The 12,127-nt window shown below is 44.2% G+C and carries 7 protein-coding genes and 1 tRNA gene; 3 read left to right on the top strand and 5 right to left on the bottom strand.

The window, feature by feature from the left end; translation table 11 throughout:
* Position 1: 1 nt before the first annotated feature.
* On the top strand, positions 2–1,000 hold the full coding sequence (gene recA, locus QEP07_RS13735; protein WP_256007093.1) for a recombinase RecA: 999 nt from the start codon (positions 2–4) through the stop codon (positions 998–1,000).
* A gap of 275 nt (positions 1,001–1,275) precedes the next feature.
* Here recA and tsaD read toward each other — a convergent pair whose 3' ends face one another.
* Complete coding sequence (gene tsaD / locus QEP07_RS13730) at positions 1,276–2,277, bottom strand: tRNA (adenosine(37)-N6)-threonylcarbamoyltransferase complex transferase subunit TsaD (protein ID WP_285010760.1); 1,002 nt, start codon at positions 2,275–2,277, stop codon at positions 1,276–1,278.
* 191 nt (positions 2,278–2,468) lie between these two features.
* Here tsaD and QEP07_RS13725 point away from each other — a divergent pair, with 191 nt between their 5' ends.
* Entirely contained in the window at positions 2,469–6,776 is a 4,308-nt protein-coding gene (locus QEP07_RS13725; protein ID WP_285010759.1) for a translocation/assembly module TamB domain-containing protein, read from the top strand.
* A gap of 7 nt (positions 6,777–6,783) precedes the next feature.
* Here QEP07_RS13725 and QEP07_RS13720 read toward each other — a convergent pair whose 3' ends face one another.
* The 3 genes from QEP07_RS13720 to QEP07_RS13710 form a co-directional block, all read right to left on the bottom strand.
* On the bottom strand, positions 6,784–7,995 hold the full coding sequence (locus tag QEP07_RS13720) for a bifunctional 3,4-dihydroxy-2-butanone-4-phosphate synthase/GTP cyclohydrolase II (RefSeq protein ID WP_285010758.1): 1,212 nt from the start codon (positions 7,993–7,995) through the stop codon (positions 6,784–6,786).
* 110 nt (positions 7,996–8,105) lie between these two features.
* Positions 8,106–9,527: an LptF/LptG family permease gene (locus QEP07_RS13715; RefSeq protein WP_285010757.1), complete on the bottom strand. Its 1,422-nt coding sequence runs from the start codon at positions 9,525–9,527 to the stop codon at positions 8,106–8,108.
* A 27-nt stretch (positions 9,528–9,554) separates the two neighbouring features.
* Complete coding sequence (locus tag QEP07_RS13710; protein WP_256007088.1) at positions 9,555–9,935, bottom strand: START-like domain-containing protein; 381 nt, start codon at positions 9,933–9,935, stop codon at positions 9,555–9,557.
* A 103-nt stretch (positions 9,936–10,038) separates the two neighbouring features.
* Here QEP07_RS13710 and QEP07_RS13705 point away from each other — a divergent pair.
* Positions 10,039–10,112 (top strand) — tRNA-Met (locus tag QEP07_RS13705).
* A 53-nt stretch (positions 10,113–10,165) separates the two neighbouring features.
* Here QEP07_RS13705 and QEP07_RS13700 read toward each other — a convergent pair.
* Complete coding sequence (locus QEP07_RS13700) at positions 10,166–11,929, bottom strand: S8 family peptidase (protein WP_285010756.1); 1,764 nt, start codon at positions 11,927–11,929, stop codon at positions 10,166–10,168.
* Positions 11,930–12,127 lie beyond the last annotated feature (198 nt).

The following is a 12,127-nucleotide window of genomic DNA, read 5'->3' as shown; positions in this document are numbered from 1 at the left end:
CATGAGCACAAACGCAGATAAATTGAAGGCTTTACAGCTTACCCTTGATAAACTGGAAAAATCTTACGGTAAGGGAACCATAATGAAATTGGGAGACAACGCTGTTGAACCTATAGAATCAATTTCCACAGGATCTATCGGTTTAGATATTGCCCTTGGAATCGGAGGCGTGCCAAAAGGCAGGATCATAGAGATTTACGGTCCTGAATCTTCTGGTAAAACCACACTGGCAACACATATTATCGCTGAAGCCCAAAAAAAAGGTGGTCTGGCTGCAATTATCGATGCTGAGCACGCTTTTGATACCAGTTATGCGAAGAAGCTAGGCGTTAATGTAGAAGACTTATTCATTTCACAACCTGACAATGGCGAGCAGGCGCTGGAGATTGCGGACAACCTGATCAGATCAGGAGCTATTGATGTTCTTGTTATTGACTCCGTAGCTGCGCTTGTACCCAAAGCGGAAATAGAAGGCGAAATGGGTGATTCCAAAATGGGGCTTCATGCGAGATTAATGTCTCAGGCACTTAGAAAGTTAACCGGAACTATATCGAAAACGGGATGCTGTTGTATATTTATTAACCAGTTGCGTGAAAAGATTGGTGTGATGTTCGGTAACCCAGAGACCACCACGGGCGGTAATGCCTTAAAATTTTATGCATCAGTCCGCTTAGATATTCGCAGAACGTCTCAAATTAAGGATGCCGACGAGGTATCAGGAAACCGGATCAAGGTAAAGATTGTCAAAAACAAAGTAGCACCTCCATTCCGCCTGGCTGAATTCGACATTATGTTCGGTGAAGGCATCTCGAAAGTGGGAGAAATTATTGACCTTGGTGTAGAGTTTGCCATTATCAAGAAATCTGGATCCTGGTTCTCTTATGGAGAAACGAAACTAGGTCAGGGCAGAGATGCTGTAAAACAATTATTGCTGGACAATCCTGAATTATCAGAAGAAATTGAAGCAAAAATACGTGCTGAAGTAACAGAAAAACTATAGTTAAATAAGACTTATGGCCGGACAGTCTTCATCCGGCCTAAGTTTTATTTATAACTTGGCACCTGATGACCAGGCGAAGTTCTTGACTGATTCTCTAAAAAGATCGTGTCATACCGTATGATAGCATAAGTCGCCACTATGACCATGATTAGTAGCACAACAAGCCCAATATAATTCTTTCTGCGGTCCTTTTTAATAAGCCATATCAGAAAAATCACCAGTGGCAGGAGCATAAGGCCAAAAAAAACAAAACTCATTATATTCATAGTCGACAGTTAAAATTCCATTCTGGATAAAGGCGCCACACGCTGATCTGTGAATTTACCTTCCATATATTTGAAGTGACCTGCAATGGCTATCATTGCAGCATTATCGGTGCAATATTGAAATGCAGGTATGTATACGTTCCAGCCGAGTTGATCAGCGACGTTCTGGAGCTCACGACGGAGGCCGGAATTCGCAGACACGCCACCTGCAATTGCGATCTCCTTAATGCCAAAGTGCTTCGCCGCAAGCTTCAGCTTATTTAAAAGTATCTGCACGATACTGTGCTGCACAGATGCACATATATCATTTAAGTGTTTGGCCACAAAATCCGGATCTTCCTGTTCCTTCGATCTGATAAAGTAAAGGATCGAAGTTTTAAAACCGCTGAAGCTATAATCAAAATCTTTAATCTGCGGGACGCCGAACTGATATTTCCTGCCATCTCCCTGCTGTGCATACTTGTCGATAAGCGGTCCGCCCGGGTAAGGCAGATTCAGCAATTTTGCCGTTTTATCAAAAGCCTCACCGGCTGCGTCATCTAACGTCTCCCCTACTATTTGCATATCGAAATAGCTCTTAACCAGCACAATCTGGGTATGGCCGCCCGAAACCGTTAGGCAGAGAAATGGAAAGTCCGGTCTGGGTTCTTCGATAAAATGAGCGAGAATATGCGCATGCATATGATTCACAGCGATCAACGGCAAACCCAATGCAAGGGCGAAAGATTTCGCGAACGAAACACCCACCAAAAGCGATCCCAAAAGTCCGGGTCCCTGGGTAAACGCAACTGCGCTAACCTCGCTCTTTGAAAGTCCTGAATCACGCAGGGCCTGATGTACAACCGGAATGATATTTTGCTGGTGAACACGGGACGCCAGCTCCGGAATCACACCGCCATAATTTTGATGAATTGTTTGGTTTGCAATAACATTGGCCGTAATTTTGCCGTTATTGCAAATAGCAACCGAGGTTTCATCGCAAGAAGATTCTATAGCTAGTATTACAGGCACAACTTTTATTAATAAGATACAAAACTATTAAAAAACTATTAAAAATACTTCTTTGGATTGTTGCATCGGTAGGCATATTGGTTGCGGTAATTCTTGTATCGTTCCAGTTTAAGCCTGTTCAAACTTTTTTCGCGAAAAAAGCTGCCGCTTATCTATCTAAAGAGCTCAACACAACCATATCATTAACGAGCTTGTACGTTAAGCCCTTCAAATCGCTCGTTCTGGAAAACTTCATTGTGCTGGATTTACAAAAGGACACGCTTTTGAGTACGCCGACTTTAATGGTGGACGTTAGTGAATTTTCACTGAAGCGACGGGTTATTGACATCAATGCGGTTCAGATCAATCGAGGTTCTTTTTTTTTAAAATCATATAAAGACAGGTCGACCAACCTTGATTTCATCATCAACTATTTTGATTCGGGCTCACCTAAAAAGAAGGCTAAACCCGGCAAACCGTTTAGGGTAAATCTGCAAAAGGCCATACTGAACGACATTAGCTTTAAGTATAAAAACCTCCGGGTAGATACGCTGATCAACGGAGTCAATTTCGACGACGTACATTTAAGCAGGCTAAATGGTATATTAGAAAACATCAACACGGCCGATTATATCTTCCAGGCTGAAATAAAGAACCTGTCTTTTGCAGAAAAAAGCGGCTTTAAACTAAAAGAACTAACAGCATTTGCTACCGTAGATACCAATTCCATAAAGTTGGAGCGACTAATGCTCACTACGGAGAAAAGTAAACTGAGCAACTATTTCGAGATGAGTTTCTCGAAATATAAGGATTTCAGTGACTACGTAAACAAAGTGCGGATGAGGGCAAAATTTGCCAACAGCCATATCGCATCCAGTGATGTTGCCTTCTTTGCTCCCCAAATCGGCAAGATGAATCTCCGGCTTGAAGTGGACGGCCAGATCAGCGGCACGGTAACTAATCTCAGGGCTAAAAAGCTGCTGGTAAAAACAGGAAAGGCTACCTATGTGAAAGGCGACTTTTCTTTGAGAGGGCTACCCTATATTAAGGAGACTTTCATGGACCTTAAAATTGACATGGCCGGCACCAACAAGTCTGATCTGGACCAGATTGTTCGAAGCTTTGGCTTTAAAGATAAGGGAGTCATCCCTTCCATTGTCTCTAAATTTGGCAATGTTAATTTCAATGGCTCGTTTACGGGTTTTCAAAACGATTTTATTGCCTTCGGAGAATTTAAAACAAAACTCGGACGGGTCGTCTCAGATGTCAACATGAAGATAGACCCAAGAGGCACACCATCGTATACCGGGTATGTCAAAAGCTACGACTTCAATCTGGGCGAACTGGTCGACGAGCCGCAACTTGGCAGGCTCACCGCCTCCTTGTATGTTAAAGGCCGGGGCTTTGAGGTTAAGGACCTTTCGGAAACGATCAGGGGCGACATCGACTATATCGATTTTAACCGGTACCGCTATCGGAATGCTAAGATCGACGGGACGTTCGATAAACGATATTTTAATGGCAATCTAAGTGTAAACGACAAGAACGTTAAACTTATGTTTAGCGGAGGGGTAAACCTCAATCCCGTACTGCCGGTTTTCAACTTTGAGGCAACGATCAGTAAGGCCAAACTGAAAGCATTGCATCTCCATAAGGACTCGCTCATGATCGACGCCAAGTTCAAGACGAACTTTTCCGGTAACAATCTGAACAACATTCAGGGTGATCTGCTTATTCAGGAAGTGAGGTTAGACAATGTTAAAGGAATCTATCACATCGACTCCGTGAAACTGTCGGCAAGCGGTACGGGTCGCGACAGAAACCTGACTATTACCTCTGATGTACTGGAAGCCAGCGTGAAAGGCCAGTACGATTTAAATGCCATACCGTCCTACTATAAGGCGCTCGCCAAAAAGTATATCCCATCGCTGCAAACCGACATTAAGCCTTATGGCGATCAGATCTTTAATTTCAACCTGAAACTGAAGCGCTTTGAGCCAATTGCACAGCTATTTATTCCAGGCCTTGAAATCACTGATCATGCCATATTTATCGGCAATTTTGATTCGTCAAAGAACATCGCCACAGTAAATGGATTTGTTACTAAGCTGACCTACAAGGGAATCATTGCGCACAATATCATCGTCGACGAAAACACTTCTGAAAACCAGTTGCAGGCAATTATCACTACTGACCGTGTCGACCTGAATGATAGTCTGTATATTAAAAACGTCAACATCTCCAACATCCTGAGGAACGACAGTTTATCGCTCAACGTCAAACTGGCCAATGCTGATGATGCCAACCAACTGGATCTAAACGGCCTGGTCGAATTTACGAATGATACCACGGCCAAGATCAGCATCCTGCCGTCCGACCTTAAGATTAACAGCGAGGACTGGAAAATCCAGGAGAAGGTACGTATAAGTCTTAACGAAGGCAAAACTGAGATACGTAATTTTGATCTGAGTAACGGTGGACAGTTGCTGACTGTAGACGGTATCTTATCGGACGACCCGGCAGACCTACTTGTAGTAGGTTTTAAAGACATCGACCTTCAAAGTCTAAATCCATTTGTCAAGACTCTCGGGATCACGCTGAAAGGACGCCTAAACGGCGATACTAAACTTAGAAATGTTCTTAAAGCACCACGGATTTCTGATAATATCATCGTTGATTCATTGACGTTTAATGATACTTACATCGGTCGGCTCACCGACACCTCATCTTACGATCAGCTGAATAAGGCGGCGAACATTTATACAACGATACGTGCCGAAGGCAGGGAAAGCTTGAGCGCTGTGGGAAATATAGATCTGGAAAAAAGTGAGATCGACCTTGGGGTAGAACTTAACGACAGTGAATTAGCTGTACTCGAACCTTTCCTGAGCAGGCTTGTTTCAGACCTGGGAGGGCATATTTCTGCCGAACTTAGTGTTAAAGGCAACCTTACTAAGCCCGACATTAACGGCGAAATCTCGTTTGATGAAGGCAAGATGACCGTCAATTATTTAAAGACAACATATATTCTCTCAGACGAAGTAGCGGTAAACAGCAGTGTTATTGATCTCAACAGCCTCAAGCTTCTTGATGTGGAAGGTCACGAGGCGGTTGCGACCGGAACAGTAGATCTCAATAACATAAACAATCCAACGCTCGATGTGACCATAAATGCCGAAAACATCATGGCGCTCAACACTACTGAAAAAGATAACTCCATCTACTTTGGCAGAGCCTACGGATCGGGGACTTTCAAGTTTAAAGGCCCTACCAACAACATGTTTATTGATATAGATGCGAAGACTGAAAAAGGTACTGTTTTTAACCTGCCGCTAAACAATTCAGAGACCGTGGCAAGCAAAGACTTCATTACCTTCGTAAGTAAAGACACGTTGAGAACCGTTAAAAAACCCACAACTTTCGATGGTCTCACGATGAACCTGAAACTGGTTGTAGACGCTAACAGTACGGCGAATATTTATACTACGCTGGGTAACCTGAGTGGTCGCGGTTACTCCAAGAACCTTGAACTGAACATCAACAGTCTTGGCGACTTTGAGATGTCGGGCGACTACATTATCGAATCCGGGAGCTTTGATTTTACAGCTCAGGAAATCATCAATAAGAAATTTACCATACGCCAGGGTGGAACCATCCGCTGGACAGGTAATCCCAATAACGCTCAAATTAACCTGAAGGCAATATACGCACTACGGGCAAGCCTGAACGATCTGTATACTGCGGCAAACCGTGATGCGGGAAGTGCTGTAAATGAACGTGTGCTTACCGAGGTTGAAATGGGATTATCGGGACTTCTTCTGAAGCCAGACATTAGACTGGACATCTTCTTTCCATCAAACCCCGCGATTAAAGAAGAGCTTCAGTCATACTTTAACGATGACAACAACAGAAACCTCCAGGCGCTAAGTTTGATCATACGGAGGAGCTTTGCTCCGGGCACCGGTGCAGAGGGCCTTGGAAAACAGCTTACCTCCGGCGTAGCGAGTACGGCAACAGAACTACTGTTTAATCAGTTCAACAACGTGCTGTCCTCGTTAAACCTTGACTTCGTGGACATCAATATCAGGTCGCTCAGTGAAGCCAACGCATCTTTCCGGTTCTTCAACAACCGCGTCGTCTTAAATGCAGGGATCGTCGACAGGAGAAGTACGAACGATTTGTCGCCCATAGGGTTTACGAGAGACAATGTTGGCGGAGAAGTAGAGATATTAACACTTATAAAGAAGGACGGAACGTTGATTGGGAAACTGGCCAACAAGCCTCCTACACAACAGGGTCTGTTTCTGAATACACCTCTGGGTGGCAGCCAGAACAACAATGTAACGTCACTCGGACTGATCTACACACAGCAATTTGACAGCTTCAGGGAATTTGTAAAGCGCCTTACAGGAACCTATAAACCGAGCAAACCGACCGATACACTGAAGTCCAATCGCCCGGACAGCACAAGCTACCAGCGTTCACCGGTTATGCTGAAGGAGAAAAAGAACAACAAATAGGAGACATCTAGCCCTTCATAATCTGGTGACCCATCTTATCGCGCTTAGTTTTAAGGTAAAGTTCATTATGAACGTTGCTTTTGATCTCAATAGGAATATTCTCAACGATCTCTAAGCCGTATCCTATCAATCCAGCTCTTTTCATCGGATTGTTAGACATCAGCTTCATCTTCATAACCCCCTGGGCACGAAGAATCTGTGCGCCTACGCCATAATCGCGCTCGTCACTTTTGAAACCGAGTTTAATATTCGCCTCCACCGTGTCAAAGCCAGCATCCTGCAGGTTATAAGACCTCAGCTTATTGATAAGACCAATACCCCTGCCCTCCTGGTTCATATAAACAATCACGCCTTTACCCTCCTTTTCTATCATTTCCATCGCCTTATGGAGCTGGGGTCCGCAATCACAACGGCAGGAACCAAAAATATCCCCGGTTACGCAAGATGAATGTACACGGGCCAGTACCGATTCATCTTCCTGCCACTCACCTTTACTGATGGCAAGGTGGGTAGCATTGTTATCCAGTTGGGTATAAGCGGTCATCTTAAAATCTCCCCATTGTGTAGGAAGATTAACGGTAACCTCCTGATGAATCAGGCTTTCCTTAGTTAGTCGATACGCGATCAGATCTTTGATCGATATGATCTTTAACTGATGCTGAGCCGCAATTTTGACCAGATCCGGTAACCTCGCCATCTCCCCGTCGTCTTTCATAATCTCAACAAGCACACCGGCTGGTTCCATACCCGCCAACCTGGCAAGATCTACCGCCGCCTCCGTGTGTCCCGATCTTCTCAGCACACCTCCGTCTTTTGCCCTCAAGGGGAAAATATGTCCGGGCTTGCCAAGTTCAGCAGGATTGGTTTTCGGATTTATAAGCGCTAAAATAGTCTTGGAGCGGTCAGAAGCGGAAATACCTGTTGTGCACCCGTGTCCCAGCAAATCGACAGACACGGTAAAGTTCGTCTCATGGGCAGCGGTATTCTTGCCGACCATCAGTTCCAGACCAAGCTCATCGCAACGCTCCTCCGTAAGGGAAGCACAAATTAAACCCCTGCCATACGTAGCCATAAAATTGATTACCTCGGGTGTGGCGTTGGCTGCAGCCGTTAAAAAATCGCCTTCATTTTCGCGGTCCTCATCATCTACAACAATAACCACCTTACCCGCTTTTATCTCCGCAATAGCTTCTTCTATAGCGTTTAATTTTATTTCCATAGCAATAAATAATCCCGCAGAAACAATGAGGTCTTGCAGGCACCCTGCAAAGTTACGAAGTTAGGCATCAAAAAACCGGAATAAACTATCATGAATACGTAAGGAATACATCAGGACTCCTTTTTCCGCAAAATCTTAGCCGTCAGTTGCTTAAAGTAATCCAAGTCAAACAACACCGAATCCACCGTAGCTTTATAGGTTAGAAATGCCCCTAAGGGCGACAAGACAAATATAGCTAGCCACATCCCGAAGAATGGCCGGAGCGAGCCCGTAGTGGCCGACTTCTCAGAAACCGTAGCGATGATATGATAGATCAAGAAGAATATAATTGCCATCACCACAGGGAGGCCAAGCCCGCCCTTTCTGATAATTGCACCAAGCGGAGCTCCTATAAAGAACAGCAGCAGACAGGAAGCTGCAAGCGTGAATTTCCGCTGATATTCCAGTTCGACCTTCGTAATGTTTTTGATCTTATCTTCATACTCGGAGATTCTGCTCGAAGTAACCTGCTTAACCGAGGTCGCCATATCCATCGCAGCCTGTACAGAAGCAAGCCGATCAGGTTCCGGTATGGTAGCCAGCAAAGTGCTCTTAATAGGCTTTGGAGCTGTCTTAACTTTCGAGTAGCCTTTGGTGTAATTGTTCTGCTTATAGTACGAACTTACATTCAGCGCGGCAAACTTATTCAGACTATCCAGATCCCTGTTCAAAGAATCGCCTTTCTTTGTCAGCCCCTTCAGGTTCAGCATCGCCGTGTTGTTCCGGAAAAACTGCTCATCCGTGCGGTTCATATTGAAGCTCGAAATATCAAATTTCTGATCCGTTTCCTTAAAACGCATACGCGTCAGTTCCTGTCTCGGGTTACCATAGCTATTTCGCCCTCCCGACTCCTCATAACGCACACCATCTTTCAGCTTCAGAAAAAGATACTGATCGTTACTTGACATCGTACCTTCACGTGCGAGAATGATCTTCGGAACACCGCTGGTGGAGGTATGATCATAAATCATCACATCGTATAAGGATACCCCATCATCACCTTTTTTGTCTACCCGGATAGAATAACCCGGTATACTGTTATTAAACACGCCTGGTTTAATCAGAAAGGAAAGCTTCTTATTTGTGATGTCCCATAAAAGCGACCCATACTTTAAATTTGCTTTGGGCAACATATAATCTGAGAACAAAAATGAGCCTATTGCTAAAAAGATGATCAGCACAAAAAGCGGCGTCATCGCCTTTTGCAACGATACACCGGCCGACTTAATCGCAACCAGCTCGTAATTCTCACCCAAGGTACCAAAGGTCATGATAGACGAAAGCAGGATAGACAGCGGCAAGGCCATGGAAACATTGGCCGCCGATGCATAATACATCAGTTCCAATATCACATACCACTCGAACCCCTTCCCTATTAAATCATCTACATACTTAAAAAGGAAGAGCATCAATAAGATAAACATCACAATAAAAAATGTGACGAAAAAAGGTCTTATGAATGCTTTTAATAAAAGTAAATGAATCTTTTTCAACGTACAAATATACGGAAAAACTTGCTATTACGCCCCTATTACGCTGTGGAGGTAATCAATCTGATTGTCCCAGATCAACGTTCTTTCAGACAACGTTTCATCTGTCGCAAAGTCGGTTATGGCAAGCGCCACATCATTGGTCAGTTCGTCCTGCAAGATCTCCATCTCGAAGTAGCAATGCGGGTCATCATCAATCCATTTAAACTTAATGGATTTGTTTTCCTTAATGCTTAAGAGCTTGGCACGTTGCTCTTCATCATCCCATTTAAAGGTATAAACCTGATCCCGGAAAACAACGTCATCAGCAAACCATTGAGACAAACCGTTGGGCTCGCTAATAAAACTGAACAAAATACGTGGGGATGACCTGATCTCATACTCCAGCGTAAATTTTTTCTTTTCCGACATTATAGACTTGTTAAATCCTGACTGATTAGACTATTTTTTTTAATTTGTTTCTAAAGAAAAGTAAATTATTCTATATTTGCAACTCTTAAAAAATAAGAATTCCGGCGGGGTAGCTCAGATGGTTAGAGCGCAGGATTCATAACCCTGAGGTCGGCAGTTCGATCCTGCTCCCCGCTACTAAAAAGCCCCTTTTCTATCAAGAACAGGGGCTTTTTCTATGTAGTGAGTTATTATTTTACCGAATAGCTTTCAGCCAGCTTAAGCGCATCGTAAGCATTTACAATACCACCACTTACACAGAGTTCAGACAAGGGCACACGTATACTTTCACCGCGACTATTTACATGCTTTACTTTGCGGTCGACCTTCCTTACTGACTTCATAATAATCTCCCTGATTTGCGGCGCTTTAAGATCGGGATAGCGCGACCATATAAGCGCAGCCAGGCCAGAGACAACCGGCGCCGCCATACTGGTCCCGTCAAATTCCTCATACTTATTATCCGGCACTGTCGACTTAATCATAAAGCCAGGTGCAAATACATCCACCGTATACTTGCCATAATTAGAGAAAGAAGCCTTCAGATCAGCATTATCATGATAGGCGCTGGCCCCTACTTCAATCCAGTTCGACGCGTGCGGAAAACTAAATTTTACCGTATCAATAGGTCTAGGCTTCAGCGGATTCATACCCACCCTGCTTTGCTGAGGAGCGCCCCGCTCAGGTATACTGTTGATATCAAACTTGACAGGCAATGCCGCTATAGAGTCGGCACGTTTCTTATGAGCCCTTGCTTCAGGAGTATCATAAAACTTGTTAGGATAGTTCTCCACGACATCGTTATCAGAATTGTCGTTGCCCGCCGCATGAACAAGCAACACCCCCTTCTGCTCCGCATATTTAACCGCCTTATCAACCACCGCCTTATCCCACTTAAAACCTTTTCCGAAACTCATGTTGATAATCCTGGCGCCATTATCAACTGCATACCTGATCCCATTGGCCACGTCCTTATCACGCTCATCGCCCTCCGGAACCACGCGGATAGCCATAATACTGACGTGGTCGGCCACCCCATTAATACCGATAGCGTTTGTACGATCGGCCGCAATAATACCCGCTACATGCGAACCGTGGTCGGCATTAGGACCCTGAACATCATTGTTGCCATATAGACGTTCCGAGGAGTCCTCATAATTGTCGCCCACAAGCTTCTCGCGTTCGTCATACTTAGGATTAAGATTATATCTGATCATCACGTCGACCTGTTTATAACCATCCATGATCTCCTTATAGAATTTCTCAAAAGACCCTTCCTGACGCGTGCCCGACCGGATAATCTTCTTAATTTGTTCCTCCTGTTCATCATCTGCAACATACCGCTCAATCTGCTCTAAGTTTGGTACCGCAACCTTGTTGACAACGGCTACCGAATCGAGCACCTTTTTGATGGCACTCAATACACGAAAGTTTTCATCAGCATTGTTGTAACGCTTTCCAAACTCCCTCACAGCACGGTTGTACTCCGCATACTCCTGCTTCTCAGTGCTGTCCAATACGGTGGAACGGATCGCAGACTTATACTTATCATGGTATTTTCGATAAATACGGATCAGTTCAAGATTATCATAAGCAAGATTGCCATTCTTAGAACCAATAAAATTCCAGCCATTGACATCATCTATGTAGCCATTCTTGTCATCATCGATACCATTCCCGGGAATTTCCTTCGTGTTCAACCACATCACCCCCTTCAGATCCTCATGGTTAACCTGCACACCACCGTCAATAACCGCTACAACAATACGCTCTTTAGCTCCCTTGCCATTAAGCAACTGAGCATAAGCCTTCTCTGTACTTATACCGAAAAAACCATCAGCAGCCAGATCGAGATTATACCAGTTCGGAGGCAGGACAATTTTTTTATCCTGAGCATGTACGGTTAGATTAAACAACAACAGGCAGAATACAACCCCAACTAATTTCAATTTCATGTGCGTGCAATTTATGTACTATAACGTATTTACTAAAATACGGTTTTTAGAAGTGCCTAAATTCAATTTAGCACATTTTAACATTTGACCTGTATGTCTACCTGTAGCGGATATCTGATGCTGTACCAAGAAGCAGGGAGTTAAAGATAGCAATGGGGTTATCGGAAGCCGGTTTGGTTCATAAAGACAAGAACTCCG

The sequence above is a fragment of the Pedobacter faecalis genome (genome assembly GCF_030182585.1).
In the GTDB taxonomy this organism is placed as follows: Bacteria; Bacteroidota; Bacteroidia; order Sphingobacteriales; family Sphingobacteriaceae; genus Pedobacter; species Pedobacter faecalis.
Note: the sequence above shows the minus strand (reverse complement) of the source record. Positions and strands in the feature narration are given on the sequence as shown.

Bases quoted from the DNA above. Each gene is read 5' to 3' on its own strand.
- recA (WP_256007093.1), top strand. From the start codon at position 2: ATGAGCACAAACGCAGATAAATTGAAGGCTTTACAGCTTACCCTTGAT.
- QEP07_RS13720 (WP_285010758.1), bottom strand. From the start codon at position 7,995: ATGGAAATAAAATTAAACGCTATAGAAGAAGCTATTGCGGAGATAAAA.
- QEP07_RS13710 (WP_256007088.1), bottom strand. From the start codon at position 9,935: ATGTCGGAAAAGAAAAAATTTACGCTGGAGTATGAGATCAGGTCATCC.
- QEP07_RS13700 (WP_285010756.1), bottom strand. From the start codon at position 11,929: ATGAAATTGAAATTAGTTGGGGTTGTATTCTGCCTGTTGTTGTTTAAT.